Source organism: Pseudomonas sp. GW821-FHT07F05 (assembly GCF_059418765.1).
In genome coordinates, this window is sequence record NZ_JBWKQL010000014.1 from 69627 (window position 1) to 91304 (window position 21678).

Annotated in this window: 18 protein-coding genes; 13 read left to right on the forward strand and 5 right to left on the reverse strand. The window is 59.1% G+C overall.

What is annotated here, in order from left to right:
* Positions 1 to 27: 27 nt before the first annotated feature.
* The gene (locus tag AC07RO_RS23025) at positions 28 to 483 is read left to right on the forward strand and encodes a YkgJ family cysteine cluster protein (protein ID WP_074890161.1); all 456 of its coding nucleotides are present in this window, start codon (positions 28 to 30) and stop codon (positions 481 to 483) included.
* 203 nt (positions 484 to 686) lie between these two features.
* Here the strand turns inward: AC07RO_RS23025 and typA are convergent, their stop codons facing one another.
* Positions 687 to 2507, reverse strand: a complete 1821-nt coding sequence (typA, locus tag AC07RO_RS23030; protein WP_122536774.1) for a translational GTPase TypA — start codon at positions 2505 to 2507, stop codon at positions 687 to 689.
* 140 nt (positions 2508 to 2647) lie between these two features.
* Complete coding sequence (thiI, locus tag AC07RO_RS23035) at positions 2648 to 4102, reverse strand: tRNA uracil 4-sulfurtransferase ThiI (protein WP_495087143.1); 1455 nt, start codon at positions 4100 to 4102, stop codon at positions 2648 to 2650.
* A gap of 332 nt (positions 4103 to 4434) precedes the next feature.
* Between thiI and glnA the strand changes: the two genes are divergently transcribed.
* From glnA to ntrC, 6 genes are all read left to right on the forward strand, one after another.
* Entirely contained in the window at positions 4435 to 5841 is a 1407-nt protein-coding gene (gene glnA / locus AC07RO_RS23040; protein WP_037018763.1) for a glutamate--ammonia ligase, read from the forward strand.
* 202 nt (positions 5842 to 6043) lie between these two features.
* Entirely contained in the window at positions 6044 to 6610 is a 567-nt protein-coding gene (locus AC07RO_RS23045) for a chorismate mutase (RefSeq protein ID WP_495087144.1), read from the forward strand.
* A gap of 126 nt (positions 6611 to 6736) precedes the next feature.
* Positions 6737 to 7261, forward strand: a complete 525-nt coding sequence (locus AC07RO_RS23050) for a DUF4124 domain-containing protein (RefSeq protein WP_495087145.1) — start codon at positions 6737 to 6739, stop codon at positions 7259 to 7261.
* Positions 7245 to 7889, forward strand: coding sequence for a DUF4124 domain-containing protein (locus AC07RO_RS23055; RefSeq protein ID WP_282373251.1), 645 nt, complete (start codon positions 7245 to 7247; stop codon positions 7887 to 7889). The genes AC07RO_RS23050 and AC07RO_RS23055 overlap by 17 nt, the downstream gene beginning before the upstream one ends.
* Positions 7890 to 8191: 302 nt before the next feature.
* Positions 8192 to 9277 (forward strand): nitrogen regulation protein NR(II), encoded by a 1086-nt coding sequence (gene glnL, locus AC07RO_RS23060; RefSeq protein WP_074890143.1) that lies wholly within the window; start codon positions 8192 to 8194, stop codon positions 9275 to 9277.
* Complete coding sequence (ntrC, locus tag AC07RO_RS23065; RefSeq protein WP_074890141.1) at positions 9274 to 10710, forward strand: nitrogen regulation protein NR(I); 1437 nt, start codon at positions 9274 to 9276, stop codon at positions 10708 to 10710. Before glnL ends, ntrC begins: the two co-directional genes overlap by 4 nt.
* A 107-nt stretch (positions 10711 to 10817) precedes the next feature.
* On the opposite strand, the gene mgrA is transcribed toward ntrC, so the two are convergent.
* A complete protein-coding gene (gene mgrA / locus AC07RO_RS23070) occupies positions 10818 to 11855 on the reverse strand; it encodes an L-glyceraldehyde 3-phosphate reductase (protein WP_192173014.1) in 1038 nt (345 codons plus the stop codon).
* A gap of 238 nt (positions 11856 to 12093) precedes the next feature.
* Here mgrA and AC07RO_RS23075 point away from each other — a divergent pair, with 238 nt between their 5' ends.
* A complete protein-coding gene (locus AC07RO_RS23075) occupies positions 12094 to 12846 on the forward strand; it encodes an SDR family oxidoreductase (RefSeq protein WP_495087146.1) in 753 nt (250 codons plus the stop codon).
* Between the two features lie 116 nt (positions 12847 to 12962).
* On the opposite strand, the gene betT is transcribed toward AC07RO_RS23075, so the two are convergent.
* Both betT and epsC read right to left on the reverse strand, forming a co-directional pair.
* Positions 12963 to 14957, reverse strand: coding sequence for a choline transporter BetT (gene betT, locus AC07RO_RS23080; protein ID WP_192173016.1), 1995 nt, complete (start codon positions 14955 to 14957; stop codon positions 12963 to 12965).
* 492 nt (positions 14958 to 15449) lie between these two features.
* A complete protein-coding gene (epsC, locus tag AC07RO_RS23085; protein WP_197983925.1) occupies positions 15450 to 16394 on the reverse strand; it encodes a serine O-acetyltransferase EpsC in 945 nt (314 codons plus the stop codon).
* 215 nt (positions 16395 to 16609) lie between these two features.
* Here epsC and AC07RO_RS23090 point away from each other — a divergent pair, with 215 nt between their 5' ends.
* The 5 genes from AC07RO_RS23090 to AC07RO_RS23110 all read left to right on the forward strand — a co-directional run bounded on the left by AC07RO_RS23090 (position 16610) and on the right by AC07RO_RS23110 (position 21358).
* Positions 16610 to 17611: a D-cysteine desulfhydrase gene (locus AC07RO_RS23090; RefSeq protein WP_495087147.1), complete on the forward strand. Its 1002-nt coding sequence runs from the start codon at positions 16610 to 16612 to the stop codon at positions 17609 to 17611.
* A gap of 230 nt (positions 17612 to 17841) precedes the next feature.
* A complete protein-coding gene (gene tcyJ / locus AC07RO_RS23095) occupies positions 17842 to 18639 on the forward strand; it encodes a cystine ABC transporter substrate-binding protein (RefSeq protein ID WP_192173018.1) in 798 nt (265 codons plus the stop codon).
* On the forward strand, positions 18636 to 19304 hold the full coding sequence (gene tcyL, locus AC07RO_RS23100; RefSeq protein ID WP_133775647.1) for a cystine ABC transporter permease: 669 nt from the start codon (positions 18636 to 18638) through the stop codon (positions 19302 to 19304). Before tcyJ ends, tcyL begins: the two co-directional genes overlap by 4 nt.
* Before the next feature lie 3 nt (positions 19305 to 19307).
* Positions 19308 to 20051, forward strand: a complete 744-nt coding sequence (gene tcyN / locus AC07RO_RS23105; protein ID WP_495087148.1) for an L-cystine ABC transporter ATP-binding protein TcyN — start codon at positions 19308 to 19310, stop codon at positions 20049 to 20051.
* A 572-nt stretch (positions 20052 to 20623) separates the two neighbouring features.
* Positions 20624 to 21358, forward strand: coding sequence for a hypothetical protein (locus AC07RO_RS23110; protein WP_495087149.1), 735 nt, complete (start codon positions 20624 to 20626; stop codon positions 21356 to 21358).
* The last annotated feature ends 320 nt before the right edge of the window (positions 21359 to 21678 follow it).

The window sequence follows — 21678 nt, forward strand, 5'->3', positions numbered from 1 at the left end:
GCCCGATACACCCGGAAGCACACGCGCATGAAACCCACCTTGATCGCCGCTGCAGAACTCGACCGCATCGAGACCTGGCAGAAATACTCCAGCTATATGTGCGGGGGCTGCGTTTCCAGCTGCTGCACGCTGCCTGTGGAAGTGAAGATCAAGGACCTGATCCGCATCGGCATCGTTGACGAGTTCGAACAAGGGGATAACCCGAAGAACATCGCCAAGCGGTTGCAAAAGGACGGGATCGTCGAGCGCTTCAATCAGAAGTCCGGGATCTTCACCCTCCAGCGCATGAGCAACAACGATTGCCTGTACCTGGATCGCAAGAGCCGGCTGTGCACGATCTACGACAAGCGCCCCGACACCTGCCGCAATCACCCGAAGATCGGCCCACGCCCGGGTTATTGCGCGTACAAGCCCAAAGAAGTCGTGCGCGAAAGCACCGGCACGCTGAACTCGAACTCCGGCCGGGTGCCGTTGAAGTTCTAAGCCCCTACAGAGTTCGCGCACGCGTTCCCGGCTAAAGCCGGTCCTACCAAAGGCGCGCGGGCTTTAGTGGGACCGGCTTTAGCCGGGAAGGGGCCGGATTGTGCAACATCGCCCTCACATCGACACCGGCCAAACCAAACCCCAGACAAACAAAAACGCCCCCGGCCTTTCGACCGGGGGCGTTTTCGTTCAGCCGGGGCTAGTTACGCCTTGGCTTTCTTGGCAGCACGGGTACGCTCGCCTTCGTCGAGGATCTTCTTGCGAAGACGGATCGACTTAGGGGTGACTTCGCACAACTCGTCGTCCTGGATGAATTCCAGAGCCTGTTCCAGGGTGAAGCGAACAGGTGGAACCAGAGCGATGGTCTCGTCCTTGCCCGAAGCACGCATGTTATCGAGCTTCTTGCCTTTGGTTGGGTTGACGCCCATGTCGTTGTCGCGGCTGTTCAAGCCAACGATCTGACCGTTGTAGATCTCCTGACCGTGCTCGACGAACAGCTTGCCGCGCGCCTGCAGGGTTTCCAGGGAGTAGGTCAGTGCCTTGCCGGTTTCAACCGATACCAGAACGCCGTTCTGACGACCGGACATGTCGCCGGACTTCATGGTGTCGTAGCGGTCGAAGATCGAGGTCAGGATGCCAGCACCGTTGGTCAGGGTCAGGAACTGGTTACGGAAACCAATCAGACCACGAGCAGGGATGTTGTATTCCAGACGCACACGGCCTTTGCCATCCGGCACCATGTTGGTCAGGTCGCCCTTACGCAGACCCATCTCTTCCATGACCTTGCCCTGGGATTCTTCAGGGGTGTCGATGGTGACGTTTTCGAACGGTTCCTGCTTCACACCGTCTACCTGACGGATGATCACTTCAGGACGACCGACACCCATTTCGAAGCCTTCGCGACGCATGGTTTCGATCAGTACCGACAAGTGCAGCTCACCACGGCCCGAGACCTTGAACTTGTCAGCCGAGTCGCCTTCTTCAACGCGCAGAGCAACGTTGTACAGCAGCTCTTTGTCCAGACGCTCCTTGATGTTACGGGAGGTCACGAACTTGCCTTCTTTACCGCAGAACGGCGAGTCGTTGACCTGGAAGGTCATCGAAACGGTCGGCTCGTCAACGGTCAGCGGCTTCATCGCTTCAACTGCGTCCGGGTGGCACAGAGTGTCGGAGATAAACAGCGAGTCCATACCGCTGATGCAGACGATGTCGCCAGCGGCAGCTTCTTCTACGTCGATGCGGTGCAGACCGTGGTGACCCATCAGTTTCAGGATACGGCCGTTGCGGCGCTTGCCGTCAGCACCGATCGCGACAACCGGGGTGTTCGGCTTGACGCGGCCACGAGCGATACGGCCAACACCGATGACGCCCAGGAAGCTGTTGTAGTCCAGTGCCGAGATTTGCATCTGGAACGGACCGTCACGGTCGACTTTCGGCGCAGGTACGTTGTCGACGATCGACTGGTACAGCGGGGTCATGTCTTCAGCCATGTCGGTGTGATCCAGACCGGCAATGCCGTTCAGGGCCGAGGCGTAAACGACTTTGAAGTCCAGCTGTTCTTCGGTGGCACCGAGGTTGTCGAACAGGTCGAAGATCTGGTCCAGAACCCAGTCCGGACGCGCGCCTGGACGGTCAACCTTGTTGATGCACACGATCGGACGCAGGCCGGCTTCGAAAGCCTTCTTGGTCACGAAACGGGTTTGCGGCATAGGGCCGTCTTGAGCGTCGACCAGCAGCAGAACGGAGTCAACCATCGACATCACGCGCTCTACTTCACCACCGAAGTCGGCGTGGCCCGGGGTGTCAACGATGTTGATGTGGTAGCCATTCCAGTTGATCGCGGTGTTCTTCGCGAGAATGGTAATACCGCGCTCTTTTTCCTGGTCGTTGGAGTCCATCACGCGTTCGTCGTTGAGCTCGTTGCGCTCAAGGGTGCCGGACTGGCGCAGAAGCTTGTCGACGAGGGTAGTTTTACCGTGGTCAACGTGAGCAATGATGGCGATGTTGCGTAGATTTTCGATCACTTGTGTATCTCGATCAGAGGATTCGGTCAGCTGTCTGATTGTAGGCAGCTATGAACGGTGGAGCCGGCGAAAGCCGTTACGGCTGACGACTGGTGTCGGGGGGCCGGTGACGCAAGCCACAGGCAAACAGCCCCGGGCACTTAGCTCGGTCGATAAACGCGCACATTGGCATGCCCCTCACTGAGCAGATGATGAGCATGCAGGCGACTCATGACGCCTTTGTCGCAATAGAGCAGGTACTGGCGCGTGTCATCCAGTTCCTTGAAACGGCTGTTCAATGCAAAGAACGGCAGCGTTTGTACTTCGACGCCAGTCAGCGCCAGCGGGCGGTCTTCAGCGTCATCCGGGTGACGGATGTCGATGACCACTTGCCCCGCCAGCGCCTGACTGACTTCTTCAATCTGAACGTCCTGGCCCAATTCCTCGATCACGCGATCGATCGGTACCAGACGAGCGTTTTCCAGCGCACGTTCGAGCACGGCCATGTCGAACGATTTTTCTTCGTGCTCGACCCGATTGCGCTTGGCGGCGGTCTTAGGATTCACCGAAATCACACCGCAGTATTCGGGCATGTGCCGGGCAAAATCGCCGGTGCCGATCTGATCGGCCAGGTCGATGATGTCCTGCTTGTGACTGGCGATCAGCGGTCGCAGGACCAGCTTCTCCGTCACGCAATCGATGACCGACAGGTTGGGCAGCGTCTGGCTGGACACCTGGGAAATCGCCTCGCCGGTCACCAGCGCGTCGATTTCCAGCCGGTCGGCAATGTTGGTCGCAGCGCGCAACATCATACGCTTCAATACTACGCCCATATGACTGTTATCGACTTTTCCGAGAATTTCTCCCAGAACTTCCTCGAACGGTACGCTCACGAACAGCACCCGCTGGGAGCTGCCGTACTTCTTCCAGATGAAGTGCGCGACTTCCATCACGCCCAGCTCGTGGGCACGTCCGCCCAGATTGAAGAAGCAGAAATGGCTCATCAGGCCGCGACGCATGATCTGGTACGCGGCCACGGTTGAGTCAAAGCCACCGGACATCAGGATCAGGGTCTGTTCAAGCGAACCCAGCGGATAACCGCCGATGCCGTTGTGCTGGCTGTGGATCACGAACAGGCGCTGGTCCCGAATCTCGATTCTAACCTCGACTTGCGGGGCTTTCAGCGAAATGCTGGCGGCGTTGCATTCACGACGCAGCTTGCTGCCGACGTACTTCTCGACGTCCATGGAGCTGAAGTCATGATGGCCCGCACGCTTGCAGCGCACCCCGAAAATCTTGCCGGGGAGCGCGTCGCCGAAGTGCAGCTTGCACTTCTCGTAGATGTCTTCCATGTCGCCCAGCGGATACTGGTCAACCTGCAGAAAGTGCGTGATGCCGGGCATGCAGCTGAGCCGCTCGGTCATCTCGCGCAGGACTTTGGCATCCTCGACCCTGGTTTCGACCTCAAGGTTGTCCCACACACCATCCACCACCAACGCCGGGTCCAGATCGCGGAGCACCGTACGGATGTTCTTGGCCAGCTGTTTGATGAAGCGCTTGCGCACAGGCCGGCTTTTGATAGTGATTTCTGGGAAGACTTTGACGATTAATTTCATGAAAACAGCGCGCTAGGTCCCGGTCGAAAAAGGGGGGCGCGGATTATAGCGGAAATTGCTCAAGGTTTAACCAGTTATCGTACGGCCAATCGTCCGCGCACCAAAACGGCCCTGTATACAATTACTTGGCACCATAAGGGTGCGCAGGTTTTCGAATATGCGACGTTTAACGCGGTTAAAGACAGGTATTCCCGCGGAAAACCCAACACAGGGCACTGGCATGCAAATTGCTCCCTTGTGAGGCAGGTTGCCTTGGTCGAGTATCGCGCCCGGCATCACCCAAATTGAAGGGCCAACCACTACTCAGGCCCTAATCCACCCCGGAGGACAACATGTCGAAGTCGGTTCAACTCATCAAAGATCATGACGTTAAGTGGATTGATCTGCGCTTCACGGACACCAAAGGCACTCAGCACCACGTGACCATGCCGGCCCGCGATGCGCTGGAAGACGACTTCTTCGAAGTCGGCAAAATGTTCGACGGTTCCTCCATCTCGGGCTGGAAAGGTATTGAAGCCTCCGACATGATCCTGCTGCCGGACGACGAAACCGCCGTGCTGGATCCGTTCACCGAAGAGCCTACCCTGATCCTGGTTTGCGACATCATCGAACCTTCGACCATGCAAGGTTATGATCGCGACCCACGCGCCATTGCTCACCGCGCCGAGGAATACCTGAAGTCGACCGGTATCGGTGACACTGTATTCGCCGGCCCTGAGCCAGAATTCTTCATCTTCGACGAAGTGAAATTCAAGTCCGACATCTCCGGTTCCATGTTCAAAATCTACTCCGAACAAGGTTCGTGGATGTCCGATGCTGACATCGAAGGCGGTAACAAGGGTCACCGTCCAGGCATCAAAGGCGGCTACTTCCCGGTTCCACCGTTCGACCACGACCACGAAATCCGCACCGCAATGTGCAACGCCCTGGAAGAAATGGGCCAGGTCGTCGAAGTTCACCACCACGAAGTGGCAACCGCAGGCCAGAACGAAATCGGCGTGAAATTCAACACGCTGGTTAAAAAGGCTGACGAAGTTCAGACCCTGAAATACGTCGTGCACAACGTTGCCGACGCTTACGGCCGCACCGCTACCTTCATGCCAAAGCCTCTGTACGGCGATAACGGTTCGGGTATGCACGTTCACATGTCCATCTCCAAAGATGGCAAGAACACCTTCGCAGGCGAAGGTTATGCCGGCCTGTCCGACACCGCTCTGTACTTCATCGGCGGCATCATCAAACACGGCAAGGCCTTGAACGGCTTCACCAACCCGGCAACCAACTCGTACAAGCGTCTGGTTCCAGGCTTCGAAGCGCCGGTCATGCTGGCCTACTCGGCGCGTAACCGTTCGGCGTCGATCCGTATTCCTTACGTCAACAGCCCTAAGGGCCGTCGTATCGAAGCACGTTTCCCGGACCCGGCAGCCAACCCGTACCTGGCCTTCGCTGCCCTGTTGATGGCTGGCCTGGACGGCATCCAGAACAAGATCCACCCTGGCGATGCGGCTGACAAAAACCTGTACGACCTGCCGCCTGAAGAGGCGAAAGAGATCCCGCAAGTTTGCGGCAGCCTGAAGGAAGCCCTGGAAGAGCTGGACAAAGGTCGTGCGTTCCTGACCAAAGGCGGCGTATTCAGCGACGACTTCATCGACGCTTACATCGCGTTGAAATCCGAAGAAGAAATCAAAGTGCGCACGTTCGTACACCCACTGGAATACGAGCTGTACTACAGCTGCTGATCCAGTCGCGCCGGCGAGAGCCGCGTGAACAAGAGGCCTCCTTCGGGAGGCCTTTTTTGTGCTCGTCTTTCGCCGCGTTACGTACATACATATGTAACGCAGTTGAGATCACCTGTTGAGGCAATATAGTCAGCACTCCGACTTTTCCGAACACGTGCCTCGACGATCGCGAGCCAGATTACTCATGCGAGAACACACCCTTATGCCCAAGCTGATTCAGATCACCCTCTTCGCGCTGGCCGTGTTTGCGCCAGGCCTTTATGCAGCGAACACTCAGCAGCCTCCCGCACAGCTTCAACCGCTCATCGCAGCCATGGAGCAACGCTTGGAAATCGCCAATGACGTGGCGCGCAGCAAATGGCACAGCGGCAAGCCGGTTCAGGACAGTGAGCGCGAGCGCCAGGTGATTCAGAACGCCGAGTCACGGGCGAGTGAATTCAAGCTGGGCGCCAACGACGTACGCGATTTCATGACCGCCCAGATGGAAGCCAACAAAATGGTGCAATACGCGCGCCTCGAACAGTGGCGCGACACCGGTCACTCTCCGGAGAAGCCAGATGTCAACCTGACCGATGGCATCCGCGGTCGGCTGGATACGCTGCTGCCGGTGTTGATGCAAAGTTACTCGGCGTTTCAGCCTTACCGCAGCGATGCCAAATGCGCTGGCTGGGTGCAGTCGGAAATCCAGCGACAGGCAAGTGATCCCGTCATTGAGACCGCGCTGCAACGGGCGGGAGGCGACCTCTGCCGGACCACACCAAGCCCGTGAGCGGGTGCGCAGGTCCGCTTCTCGAATGACACCGTCGATCAGTATTCCTCTATGCTGATCCATGCCGCGTCATGGATTTAGCGCGGCACCATTGTTGGTTGTCCTGATCGCTGCACTGGAGTGTTCATGCGTCAATGTCTTGCCCTTCTGTTGCTGGTATTTGCGCTGCCCGCTGCCGCGCAGATTTACAAATACACCGATGCCTCCGGCAATACGGCGTACAGCAACCAGCCGCCGAACGGGACCAAAGCCGAAACCGTCGAGCTGCCGCCACTCAACAGTGTCGAGACCGTCGTCCCTGCACCGCCGCCGCCACTGCCCGCGACGCAGAACCAGAGCCAGCAAAGCGCCGCTGCCTATCAGGTGCTCGCGCTGAAAGACCTGCCCCAGGACGAAGCGCTCCGTGCCAATAACGGCTCGTTCACTGTTGGCGTGGCCATAGAGCCCCGTTTGCAGCCTGGGCATTTGTTGCAGTTGGTGGTGGACGGCGCACCCTATGGCCAGCCCACCAATATTCCGCGGCTGCAGGTCATGGAGCTTGATCGGGGCGAACACAGCTTTTCGGTCCAGGTGCTGGAAAATCAGCGTTCGATCCAGCAAAGCGAGACGGTCAATCTGACAGTGCAGCGAGTCCATGTCGGCCGGCCTTAAATACGTCTACCAGTTGGCCGTCGCTTTGTGCCTGCTGTTCAGCGTGAGCCAGGCCGTTTTGGCGGAGGTGTATACCTACGTCGATGCAGACGGCAATCGGGTCTTCACCGATCAGCCTCACCGCAATGCGAAGAAGGTCGACATAGCGCCGACCAACCGGGTCGATCAGCCCACGAAGGCGCCCAGTCGGGCATCCACACCGAAGCCAGCGGCGAGACCCATCTTCCATTATCAGTTGCTGCGCATTCTGGCGCCGGAACCCGACAGCACGATCCGCGACATTGAAGGCAATCTGAATGTCACCGTCAGCAATGATCCCGAGTTGCAGCCGGATCACTTGTACAGGTTACTGCTTGACAGCAAACCCTACGGCGAGCCGACGCGCAGCCCGGTTTTCCCGCTGACGAACATCGACCGTGGCACTCACCAGCTGTCCGTAGAGATCATTGATCAGTACGGGCGAGTGCTGGAGCGAACCCCCAATCAACCCTTTCACCTCATCCGCATCTCTCTGGCCCAGAAGCGGCTCGCACAGCCCTGTAAAAACGATGATTACGGTGTGCGCCCCGAATGCCCTATCAAGGACAAGCCGGAAGAAGAATCGAGTTTCTTTTCGTTCTTCCGCTAAACCCTGCCCGACCGGCTATGCTCTATTCTGGTGCACAACCTGAACGAGCTTTCGCGTAAAAAGCCCATTTTGGTTCGGCGTTCAGGAATCCATGCACTGTCGCCGGGCCTGCCGTCCAAAAAACGTTCGTAATTACTCAATCCGCGCTTCTTTTCGGAGCCTTGGTTTGGTTTTTGCATTTTGTAATGAATGCGCGAGCACACCACACGTTCTAGCGGTTCCATACGCTGGCAAAGACCAATCAGAGCCTGCACTCACGGCCCAGCCCGAGTGCATAGAGCCAAAAGAGGTCACCGGGATTCATGACTATCAGCGATGCGTTGCATCGGTTGTTACTCGACAACCTGACCACTGCCACGATTCTGCTCAACTCGGACCTGCGCCTCGAGTACATGAATCCTGCCGCTGAAATGCTGCTGGCCATCAGTGGTCAGCGCAGCCACGGCCAATTCATCAGCGAGCTGTTCACCGAATCTGCCGAAGCGCTCAGTTCGCTTCGTCAGGCGGTGGAACAGGCGCACCCGTTCACGAAACGTGAAGCGATGCTGACCGCCCTCACCGGCCAGACGTTGACGGTCGATTACGCCGTCACCCCGATTCTTTCCCAGGCCGAGACCATGCTGCTGCTGGAAGTCCATCCCCGTGATCGCTTGCTGCGGATCACCAAGGAAGAGGCTCAGTTGTCCAAGCAGGAGACCACCAAAATGCTGGTGCGTGGCCTGGCCCATGAAATCAAGAACCCCCTTGGCGGGATTCGCGGCGCCGCGCAGTTGCTGGCACGCGAGCTGCCGGAGGAGAGCCTCAAGGACTACACCAACGTCATCATCGAAGAAGCCGACCGCCTGCGTAATCTGGTCGACCGCATGCTGGGCTCGAACAAGCTGCCGATGCTGGCGATGACCAACGTGCATGAAGTGCTCGAGCGCGTGTGCAGCCTGGTCGAAGCCGAAAGCCAGGGATGCATCACCATCGTGCGCGACTACGACCCGAGCATTCCCGATGTGCTGATTGACCGCGAGCAGATGATTCAGGCCGTGCTCAATATCGTGCGCAACGCCATGCAGGCCATCAGCAGCCAGAACGAGCTGCGTCTGGGCCGCATCAGCCTGCGCACCCGCGCCATGCGCCAGTTCACCATCGGCCATGTGCGCCATCGTCTGGTCAGCAAGATCGAAATCATCGACAACGGCCCCGGCATTCCGCCGGAGCTGCAAGAAACCATTTTTTACCCCATGGTCAGCGGCCGCCCGGATGGCACCGGGCTGGGCCTTGCCATTACCCAGAACATCATCAGTCAGCACCAGGGGCTGATCGAGTGTGATAGCCACCCTGGCCATACAACATTCTCGATCTTCCTGCCGCTGGAACAAGGAGCAGCGTCGACATGAGCCGTAGTGAAACTGTCTGGATCGTCGATGACGACCGTTCCATCCGCTGGGTACTGGAGAAAGCCCTGCAGCAAGAGGGCATGACCACGCAGAGTTTCGACAGCGCCGATGGCGTGATGAGCCGCCTGGCCCGTCAGCAACCGGACGTGATCATTTCCGACATCCGCATGCCCGGCGCCAGCGGCCTGGACTTGCTGGCGCGCATTCGCGAACAGCATCCACGCCTGCCGGTCATCATCATGACCGCTCACTCGGACCTCGACAGCGCCGTGGCGTCTTATCAGGGCGGTGCGTTCGAGTACCTGCCAAAGCCGTTCGATGTTGACGAAGCCGTTTCGCTGGTCAAACGCGCCAATCAGCACGCTCAGGAGCAGCAGGGCCTGGCCGTTCCGCCAACCTTGACCCGCACCCCGGAAATCATCGGCGAAGCGCCGGCGATGCAGGAGGTGTTTCGCGCCATCGGCCGTTTGAGCCACTCCAACATCACCGTGCTGATCAACGGCGAGTCCGGGACCGGTAAAGAGCTGGTTGCCCACGCCCTGCACCGCCACAGCCCACGCTCGGCTTCGCCGTTCATTGCGCTGAACATGGCGGCGATTCCGAAAGACTTGATGGAGTCCGAGCTGTTCGGCCACGAAAAAGGCGCATTCACCGGCGCGGCGAACCTGCGTCGTGGGCGTTTCGAGCAGGCTGACGGTGGCACCCTGTTTCTCGATGAAATCGGCGACATGCCGGCCGATACCCAGACCCGGCTGCTGCGCGTCTTGGCTGACGGCGAGTTCTACCGCGTTGGCGGCCACGTGCCGGTCAAAGTCGACGTGCGCATCATTGCGGCGACCCACCAGAATCTGGAAACCCTGGTCCAGGCCGGCAAGTTCCGCGAAGACCTGTTCCACCGCCTGAACGTGATCCGCATTCACATCCCGCGCATGTCCGACCGTCGCGAAGACATTCCGACGCTGGCACGCCACTTCCTCAGCCGCGCTGCGCAGGAACTGGCGGTTGAGCCCAAGCTGCTGAAGGCGGAAACCGAGGAATACCTCAAGCACCTGCCGTGGCCGGGCAACGTCCGTCAGCTGGAAAACACCTGTCGCTGGATCACGGTGATGGCGTCGGGCCGCGAAGTGCATGTCAGCGATCTGCCGCCCGAATTGCTGAGCCTGCCCCAAGACGCTGCTCCGGTGACCAACTGGGAACAAGCGCTGCGCCAATGGGCCGATCAGGCACTGGCCCGCGGTCAGTCCAGCCTGCTGGACAGTGCCGTGCCGACGTTCGAACGCATCATGATCGAGACCGCGCTCAAGCACACCGCCGGCCGTCGTCGCGACGCCGCCGTGCTGCTGGGCTGGGGCCGCAATACCCTGACCCGCAAGATCAAGGAGTTGGGCATGAAGATCGATGGCGGGGATGACGACGAGGGTGACGAGGGCTAAGCCCTGCGATAGGCAGCAGCGCCTGCCTGCGATGGCGTCAGTTGAAAGACGGATTCGCCGCAGGCAGGACGCCATCGCGGGCAAGGGCGCCCACGATGGCTGCGGGTTTACTCAGCCGAAGATGGCTTCTCCCACAGATTAATCCCGCCTTCCACCGCAAACCGGTCGATCTCGGCCAGTTCTTCCTGACTGAACTCAAGATTGTCGAGGGCCCCGACGTTCTCGATGATCTGCTCCGGACGGCTTGCACCGATCAGTGCGGACGTGACGCGCGGATCGCGCAGTGTCCAGGCCAGTGCCATCTGCGCCAGGCTCTGACCGCGACGCTTGGCGATCTCGTTCAGCGCGCGCACGTGCTCGATGTTCTGCTCCGACAAATGCCCCGCCTGTAACGAGCCGCCACCGGGACGGTTGACCCGTGCGTCTTTTGGAATGCCGTTCAGGTATTTATCCGACAGCAGCCCTTGGGCCAGCGCGGTGAATGCAATGACGCCCGAGCCGAGTTCTTCGGTGGTGTCCAGCAGGTCCTTTTCCACCCAGCGATTGAGCAGGTTATAAGCCGGCTGATGAATCAGCAGCGGCACTTTCCACTCTTTCAGCAGGCCTGCGATTTCGCGGGTTTTGGCGCCCGAATACGACGAAATCCCGATATACAACGCTTTGCCCTGCTGCACAGCGGTGGCCAGTGCGCTCGCGGTTTCTTCCAGCGGGGTATCAGGGTCGAAGCGGTGGGAATAGAAAATATCGACGTAGTCCAGGCCCATGCGCTGCAGGCTCTGGTCGAGGCTGGCGAGCACGTACTTGCGCGATCCGCCGCCCTGACCGTAAGGCCCTGGCCACATGTCCCAGCCGGCTTTGCTGGAGATAATCAGTTCGTCGCGGTATTGCTTGAAGTCTTCCTTGAGCAGGCGACCGAAGTTGATTTCGGCACTGCCGTACGGCGGGCCATAGTTATTGGCGAGGTCGAAGTGGTTGATACCCAGATCGAAGGCCGTGCGCAGCATCGCACGCTGGGTGTCGATCGGCGTGCTGTCACCAAAGTTGTGCCACAGACCCATGGAGAGCGCTGGCAGCACCAGGCCACTGCGGCCTACGCGACGATAGGGAATGCGTTCATAACGGTTTTCGGCAGCGATGTAAGTCATCCAGTCCTCTCTTTCTTGTATGGAAGTCAGTCACAAAACGAACCTGCGAGATTACTCGGATTTCTCTGCGGCGAGGGGGTTCAAGAGAGTGGACGAACGCTACGCTCCAGCGCTGAAGGAAAGCGACGGCCATTGCATTGTTCGCTGCAGCAGAACAATGAAGGCGTTTCTGCGGCGTTTATCAGCGCGGTCTGCCATGTGAAGCTGCACTCACTTTCAAATGAATCGGAGCCTCACCATGACGCAGTCCACTCCACACATCCCCCGTCCGGTCGCCATCATCACCGGCGCCTCCCGTGGTATCGGCGCGGAAATCGCCCGGCGCTTGAGCCACGATGGTTTCGCGGTGGTCGTGAATTACGCCAGCAGCGCGGCAGAAGCGGACGCCCTGGTTGCGCAGCTCAACGACGAGGGCGGTCAGGCCATCGCGATCAAAGCCGACGTTGCCAAGGCTGACGAGGTCCACGAACTGTTCGAGCAAACGGAAGCGAAGCTGGGCAAGGTCAATGTGCTGGTCAATAACGCCGGCGTCATGAAGGCACTGCCGCTGGCAGACACCAGCGATGAGCAATTCGATCAGGCGTTCAACATCAACACCCGAGGCACCTTCAACACGTTGCGCGAGGCCAGCGCGCGGATGAACGACGGCGGTCGCATCATCAACTTCTCCACCACTGCGCTGGCGCTGAACCTGCCGGGCTATGCCATCTATAACGCGACCAAGGCGGCCGTCGAAGCCTTCACCCATGTATTTGCCAAGGAGCTGCGCGGGCGGAATATCACGGTGAATGCCGTCGCGCCGGGGCCGGTGGCGACCGAGCTGTTCCTGCAAGGCAAAACCGAAGAGCAAATCCAGCAATTTGCCAACATGCCGCCGTTGCAGCGCCTGGGGCAGCCGGAAGATATCGCCAGCGTCGTGTCCTTTCTGGCCGGCCCGGATTCAGGCTGGGTGAATGGGCAGGTGCTGCGGGCCAATGGTGGCTTGGCTTAGGTAGAAATCGAAGGTGTAAAAGCAAGCGTGCCCGCAAGGGCGTCGTGTCCGTCCCCGGTGGGGTGACTGACACGACGCCCTTGCGGGCACGTGTTTTTTCTACAAAAGAAAGAGTCTTAACGCACCAGGTGCAGGAACTGCAGGTGGCGCTCGTACTGGTCGAGGATGTCGTTGATGACCTGTTCCTTGGTGTAGCCCACCAGGTCGTAGTCCTGACTGCCCTCGCTCAAGTGCACTTCGGCGCGGTAATAACGGCGGTTGTTCAGCTGTTTGGAGCCCATGCCGCCGCGTGCGAAGGACGGTGTGAAATAGCCACGCATGGTCACCTGGTACACAAACGGACGCTCTTCACCGTGGCCGATTTCCAGGCCCACCGTGTCGTTGGCCGGATCCGGCTGAGTCACGACGGTCAGGCCCTTCTCGACGAACACTGCCGTCACTTCTTCAATCGCCGGGCGTACGGTCTGGTCGAGGAAGCGGTAAACCTCATCACGGGACGGGAACGCCACGGCCTGAGTCAGACGCTGACGCCAGCCGCCACGCCGGGATCCGGAGACCGGTGCCAGTGAATACAGCTGAGCGATCTGGCGCTGGGACTCCATGTAGAACGCCTTGTGCAGCCCCCACATCATCAGCAGCAGAATCAGCGAGAACGGCAACGAAGTCAGTACCACCGCCGACTTCAGCGCATCGATGCTGCCCGAGAACAGCAAGCCGCTGGTGATCAGCGCCGTCATCACGCCCCAGAACACACGCAGCCATTTCGGGCCATCTTCGTCCGGGCTGCCGCCTTTGGCAGAAAGCGTCGACAGCACCACGGTGCCGGAGTCGGCCGAAGTCACGAAGAACACGAAGCTGATGAACACCGTCACGGCAATGACCGTCCGGCTCCATGGGTACGTCTGCAGCATCAGGTACAGGGTCATCGACGGATCGTCGATAGCCGACTGGCCCAACGCAGCCATGCCGTGGTTCAGCACCAGGTCGATTGCGCTGTTACCGAAAATCGACATCCACGCGAGGGTGAAGCCCAGCGGGATCAGCAGCACGCCGCAGACGAATTCACGAATGGTGCGACCACGGGAGATACGCGCGATGAACAGACCCACGAACGGCGACCAGGCAATCCACCACGCCCAATAGAACACGGTCCAGCCACCCAGCCAGTCGCTCGGGCCATCGTACGCATAGACGTCGAAGCTCTTGACCGGCAACGCGCCGAGGTAATCGCCGATGTTCTGCACCAGCGTATTGAGCAGGTGCTGAGTGGGTCCGGCAAACAACACGAACAGCAGCAGCGCGCAGGCCAGCAGCATGTTGATGTCGGACATGACGCGCACGCCTTTGTCGACGCCCGCAATGGCCACCAGGATTGCCGCGCCCATCATCAGAGTGATTAAACCGACCTGAATCCATTGGGTGTGCGGCACGTTGAACAGGTAGTCCAGCCCGGAATTCAGGTGCAATACGCCAAACCCCATGTCGGCGCCGAGGCCGAAGATGGTGGCGATGATGCCGAAACCGTCGACTGCGTAACCGATCGGGCCGTTGATGCGCTTGCCGATCAGTGGATACAGCGCCGAACGCAACGCCAGCGGCAGGTTATGGCGATAGGCGAAGTAGGCCAGCGCCATACCGACGAAGGCGAAAACGCCCCACCCATGCAGGCCCCAATGCAGAAACAGCAGCTGCATGGCCTGACGTGCCGATTGGGTGGTCCCGCCCTCACCCTGGGGCGGCTGCAGCATGTGGGTCAGCGGCTCGGACACGCAGAAGAAGAACAGCGTGATGCTGATCCCGGCGGCGAACAGCATGCCGGCCCAGGACAGATAGCTGAATTCGGGCTCGTCGTGGTCGGCGCCGAGCTTGATCTTGCCGTAGCCGGACAGCGCAGTGACCACAACGAACAGCAGATACAGGGTCATGGCCAGCATGTAGTACCAGCCAACGGTGTTGGCGGCCCAGTTCTGCGCGGCGAGCAACCAGGCCCCTGAGGCTTCCGGGAAGCCGATCACGACCAGTCCGAAGATGAGGATGAAGCTGGCAGCGAAGTAGAAAACAGGGCCGTTCATGCGAACAGGCGAGCTGTTCGAAGCGCTTGAATTATTCATATGAATACCGCCGCGCGGGCGAGGGGATCGATCATGCAACGTAGATGCGGCAAAGGTAGGCCTCCTGAGATCAGCGGGCAGCGAACCACCGGTTTAACTTGATTGAACGTTCAATTAAAGCACGAATAGACGGCCGGAGACTAATGCACGGTGGCGTGACGCTTAATCAGGCGAGGGTAGGACGGACGACGAAAGCCTTTCGTTCCGTGGGTTCGGTAGGGTTTTCAACACGCTGGAAAATTATGGAGGCTTGGCGGTATGGCGACCGACGCCTTCCCGGCCAAAGCCGGTCCTACAAAAGCTATGCGGTCAATTAGTAGGACCGGCTTCAGCCGGGAAGAGGCCAGTGTGCTCACCCGAAGATTTGCGACATAACGACTGACGCCTTCCCGGCTAAAGCCGGTCCTACAAGAGCTATGCGGTCAATTAGTGGGGCCGGCTTCAGCCGGGAAGAGGCCAGTGTGCTCACCCTGAAATTTGCGATATGACGGGCTACTTCGGACAGCCATCCTCATGCTGCAGGCTCGCCTGATTGACGTTACTGCCCGCCGGGACGCCGCGCGTGAGCCACACGTTGCCGCCGATGGTCGAGCCCTTGCCGATGGTGATGCGCCCCAGAATCGTGGCGCCGGCATAGATCACTACATCGTCTTCGACGATCGGGTGACGGGCATGGCCCTTGAGCAATTGGCCGTCTTCATCGGAGGGGAAGCGTTTGGCACCGAGGGTAACGGCCTGATAGATGCGCACGCGCTCGCCGATGATCGCGGTCTCGCCGATGACCACGCCGGTCCCGTGATCGATAAAGAAGCTCGGGCCGATCTGCGCACCGGGATGGATATCGATGCCCGTGGCGGAATGGGCCAGTTCGGCGCTGATGCGCGCCAGCAGGGGCAAACCGTTGTGGTACAGATGATGGGCCAGACGATGGTGAATCACCGCCAAAATGCCCGGGTAGCACAACAACACCTCATCAACACTGCGCGCGGCAGGGTCACCGTGGTACGCCGCCAGCACGTCGGTGTCGAGGACGCGGCGAATCGTCGGCAGTGCGCTGGCGAAATCCTGAATCAGCCGTTCCGCATGCACATCCGCGCAGCTGGCATCCTGGCCTTTCTGGCGGGCGGCGTAGCGCAGTTCGAGCCGCGCCTGATCGAGCAGCGAATTCAATGCCACGTCGAGGGTGTAGCCGACGTAGAAGTCCTCGCTCTCTTCGCGCAGGTCCACCGGCCCCAGCCGCATTGGAAACAGCGCGCCGCAGAGCGCATCGAGAATGTCGCGCATGGCCTCGCGGGAAGGCAGCTCGCGGCCGCCCTTCTCCCCGCTGATTCGGCCGTTGCTGGTACGCCAGTCATCACGCGCGGCGCGCAATTCGCCCACAATCCGCTGCAGTTGCCAGTGGCCGGTCACGCCCTCGGCGCAGGATTCCGGGGACAGGTCGGGAATAGTGCTCACGCAGATTTCTCCTCAATTCAACGGCCAGTCAGGCTGTAACGGCCGAAGTGGAATCACTCTACGACATCCCTTCGCGGCAAAAAAATAACTATTTTCGTGGGGCTTCTGTGCAGGGGATGGAGGACGCCGGGCGGTTGCCCTGTGGGAAACGTCTGCCTATAGTCCTGCGACTCAATTGCAGACCTGTCGACGCCACCATGATCAAACAACAGCTCGCCCGTTTTAATCGTCTGGAATTGCTCGGCGGTCCGACGCCCTTTGAAAAGCTCGAACGCCTTTCGAACTGGGCCGGGCGCGACATTTACGTGAAACGCGACGACATCACCCCGCTGGCCATGGGCGGCAACAAGCTGCGCAAGCTGGAATACCTCGCGGCCGATGCCCTGGCTCAGGGCTGTGACACGCTGATCACTGCGGGCGCCATTCAGTCCAACCACGTGCGTCAGACGGCTGCCCTCGCCGCCCGCCTCGGCCTGGGTTGTGTGGCGCTGCTGGAAAACCCGATTGCAACCGACGACAGCAATTACCTGGGCAACGGCAATCGCCTGCTGCTGGATTTGTTCGATACCAAGGTCGAACGGGTCGAGAACCTCGACAACGCCGACGAGCAACTGCAAGCCCTGGCCAGCCGACTGCGGCTGAGCGGCAAGAAGCCCTACCTAGTGCCGATCGGCGGTTCGAATGCCCTCGGCGCGCTGGGTTATGTGCAGGCCGGTTTTGAACTGGCCGAGCAGATCAAGCAAAGCGGCCTGTCATTCGCGGCCGTCGTGCTCGCGTCGGGCAGTGCCGGCACCCACAGCGGCCTGGCGTTGGCGCTGGCGGAAGAACTGCCTGAGCTTCCGGTGATAGGCGTGACCGTATCGCGTCCGGAAGAAACCCAGGCGCCCAAGGTTCAGCGCCTGGCCGAGCAAACCGTCGAACTGCTGGGCGAATCATTGCCCGCCGCATTCAAGGTGCAGCTGTGGGATGAATACTTCGGCCCACGGTACGGCGAGCCGAATGCCGGGACGTTGGCGGCAATCCGGCTGGTGGCCAGCCATGAAGGGCTGCTGCTGGATCCGGTCTACACCGGCAAAGCCATGGCCGGACTGCTTGACGGCATTGGCAGGCAGCGCTTCGAAGACGGCCCGATCGTCTTTCTCCACACCGGTGGCGCGCCAGCTTTGTTTGCGTATCAAGACGTCTTTTCGGCGGGATAGGGCCTTCGTCCCGCTGCCACGCAAGCCGTCGCGTGAACGCCATATTCCAGAAACTGATAAGCGATCCGCTTTTTATTATTTTTCATCGTTGGGTTCGAGTCCTATGATCGCCGCCAGCCGGCGTGCAGAGCCTTGCAGGCGACTGAAAAAGCTGGATAAACGCGTGATGCCAACGTAGCTTCGTCGGGTCTGTTACTTGCCTGACATTCCAATTAAAACAGGGGACTTTCATGAACATGTCTGCAATCCGCCGCACCTTTCTGTTGTCGGCCTTTAGCCTGGTGCTGGGCACGGGTCTGGTCAGCCAGGCTGTCGCTGGCGATCAACTGGCAACCATCAAAAAGAACGGAACCCTCAATGTCGGCCTGGAAGGCACTTATCCCCCGTTCAGCTTCGTGGGTGAAGACGGCAAGCTGACCGGTTTCGAAGTGGAGTTCTCCGAAGCACTGGCCAAGGAACTGGGCGTCAAGGTCAAGCTGCAAGCCACGCCGTGGGCCGGCATTCTGGCGGCATTGGAGTCCAAGCGTCTGGATGTCGTGGTCAATCAGGTGACCATCTCCGACGAGCGTAAAAAGAAATACGACTTCTCCGAACCCTACACCGTGTCGGGCATTCAAGCGCTGGTGCAGACCAAAGACGTCGGCGTGATCAAAACGGCCGCAGACCTGAAAGGCAAGAAAGTGGGCGTCGGCCTGGGCACCAACTATGAAGAATGGCTGAAAGCCAACGTGCCTGATGCCATCGTCAAAACCTACGACGATGATCCGACCAAATACCAGGACCTGCGCGTCGGCCGTATCGACGCCATCCTCGTTGACCGTCTCGCTGCGCTGGAACTGGTCGCCAAGACCAAGGACAAGTTGGCCGTTTCCGGCGAACCGTTCTCCCGTCAGGAATCCGGTATCGCACTGCGCAAGGGCGAGCCTGAACTGCTGGACGCGATCAACAAGGCCATCGACAAGCTGCGCGCCGACGGCACCCTCGCCAAGCTGTCGGACAAGTACTTCAAGGCTGACGTGACCAAATGATTCCAGAGAGCCTTCAGCTCGCGCTGGACTCCGCGCCCTTCCTGCTCAAGGGCGCGTATTACACGGTGGGCTTGAGCCTGGGGTCGATGTTTTTCGGATTGGTGCTGGGCTTCGGCCTGGCACTGATGCGTTTGTCGAAGATCTGGGTCATCAGCGCCGTCGCCAGGGTTTACGTGTCGTTCTTCCGTGGCACGCCGCTGCTCGTCCAGCTGTTCATGATCTATTACGGCTTGCCGGACCTGGGCATTGAACTGGATGCGATCACCGCAGCGCTGATCGGCCTGTCGCTGAACATGGCCGCGTATGCCTGCGAAATCCTTCGGGCCGCGATCGGTTCGGTGGACCGAGGGCAATGGGAAGCCGCTGCGAGCATTGGTATGACGCGTGCCCAGACCATGCGTCGCGCCATCCTGCCGCAAGCTGCACGCACCGCGTTGCCGCCCTTGGGCAACAGCTTTATTTCACTGGTCAAGGACACGGCGATGGCCGCCACCATTCAGGTACCGGAAGTGTTCCGCCAGGCGCAGCTGATCTCTTCGCGAACGCTGGAGATCTTCACCATGTATTTCACCGTTGCGGTGATCTATTGGGTGCTGTGCAGCATCCTGGCGCATTTTCAAAATCGCCTGGAAGCACGGGCCAACCGCCACGATGTGGAGTCCTGAGGCATGATCACGGTTGAAAAACTGACCAAGCAATTCAAGGGCAACGAAGTGCTCAAAGGCATTGACCTGACGGTCGAGCCGGGCGAAGTGGTAGCGATCATCGGCCCTAGCGGTTCGGGTAAAACGACGCTGCTGCGCTGCCTGAATCTGCTGGAAGTGCCTACGAGCGGCAGCATTGTCGTGGGCGACATCAAAGTCGATTTGAGCCGACCGTTGAGCCAGCAGCAGGGTCTTATCCGGCAACTGCGCCAGCATGTCGGGTTCGTCTTCCAGAACTTCAATCTGTTCCCCCACCGCACCGCGCTGGAAAACGTCATCGAAGGCCCCACTGTGGTCAAGAAGATGCCGCGCGAACAGGCCATCGAGCTGGGCCGCACGCTGTTGGCGAAGGTCGGCCTCGCGGGTAAAGAAGGCGCTTATCCGCGTCGGTTGTCCGGTGGTCAACAACAGCGTGTGGCGATTGCCCGGGCGCTGGCCATGGAGCCGGAGGTCATTCTGTTTGATGAACCGACGTCGGCGCTCGATCCCGAGCTGGTGGGCGAGGTGCTGAATACCATTCACGCCCTCGCCCTGGAGAAACGCACGATGGTGATCGTGACCCACGAGATGAGCTTCGCGCGGGACGTCGCCAACCGGGTGATCTTCATCGACAAGGGCGTCATCGTTGAACAGGGCGAAGCGAAAGAGCTGTTCGCCAACCCCAAAGAAGAACGCACAAGGCAGTTTCTTGAGCGCAGCAGGAATTAGTCCGACACGTTATGTGTTTAAAACGGCGCCAATAGGCGCCGTTTTCTTTGTCGTTCATATTTAGAAAAGCGTTGACCCACTAAAAGTCCTACTATTTCAACGCCGGCTAGCCGTCATCAATCTATCTGTTTTTTCAATACGAACAGCGCTCACTGTCTCTACTTCCCCGCAACGTTGATTGACCATTTCCTCGCCCACAAATAACTGTCGCTGACACTTTTCATTAGCCTGCTGACTGCGGAATACGGCGCGCCCGGCGGCTCAGGTAGGACCACAGTCGCACCCCCCTCCCCATAAGCAACGCCCAACTGTAGGAAACTTCTGCATTTGCGTTACACACACTTTAAAAACTTAATGACTGTTGACACAAACACCGCAACACAATTAGCTGAAATCGCTCTCGGTTTATTCTTTTTCCAGATCAGCAACCCACTAATTACCACCGTTTGTAATGTTTGCCATGCCTATGCATCCCGGCGTGTACTAGTGCCAGTCGTTATCACGCTGCAGTTGCAATGAATTAATCACCTGACTTGCCTTGATCCAGGCACGCATTCGAAGAGTATTAAAAGATGATCCGTATCCCTGTAATGACTCAGTCTTTCAAGTTGATGGCGCCGTATCTTCCGCAGTCGAACAAGCATGGGATTGGCGCCCTGGCGGCGGCCGATCTGCGAGTGCACATCGACCCCTGGCCAGAGATGGACTGCGGTGATTTGATCGAATTGTTTTGGGGAGGCTGTTATGCCGCCTCAAAACTTTTATCGGAGTCCGACATCGGGCACACATCCGTCCTACATGTACCCGAAAGTTTTCTTCGAAGTGGAAAAGTGAAAACCTACTATCGCGTTACCAAAATTGGCAGCGAACCCATTAAATCTCCCGGCGCCAAGCTATGGGTCAAACTGGAGATTCCCGGCGGTCAATTGGTCAGCGGCGAGGGCAATGAGAATCAGGGACTGGCACCGGTGACGTTCGCCGAGTCGGTCATGCAGGACGGTTTGACTGCGCGCCACTTCGATGAGGGCGTACAGCTCACCCTCGACGCTTATCCCAACATGGATGCCTATGATGAAATCACTCTTCGCTGGGGCGACATGCGTCTGGATCTGCCAGCGCTCACCCAAGAAGACGTCGGCCTGCCCATCGTGGTTGAAGTACCAGCAGAATTGGTGCGCGAGGCGGGCGATGATCCGCACCTGGAAGTGAGTTATTGCGTGATTGACCGGGTCGGTAATAACTCGCGCTGGGCGCCGGCGCGATTGATCAAGGTATCGACCGACATGACCGATGAGGTCGGAGCTTGATATCGACCTCGCTCAAGACGCTGTCGCGGCGCACCCTCGGCGCGCCGCGATACGTCTGCCGCCTGGCGTGCTTCAATCGTGAACGGCGCCACGTATCAGCCACAGAGAAGAAACCTCCCACATCATCTCCATCAGCGTCCTACAGCTTGCCCCTGGATACGCGGGAACGGGCTGCTAGCCTGCGGTGAAACCCTTCACAAGGTGTTCGCCATGCCCTGCAGACATATCGTCAAGTACATGATTCTGGCACTGGCCTTCGGTTCATGCCTGACCTACACGCAAGCCACTGCGCTGGCGCCGGCAGCCACCATTTCGCCTTC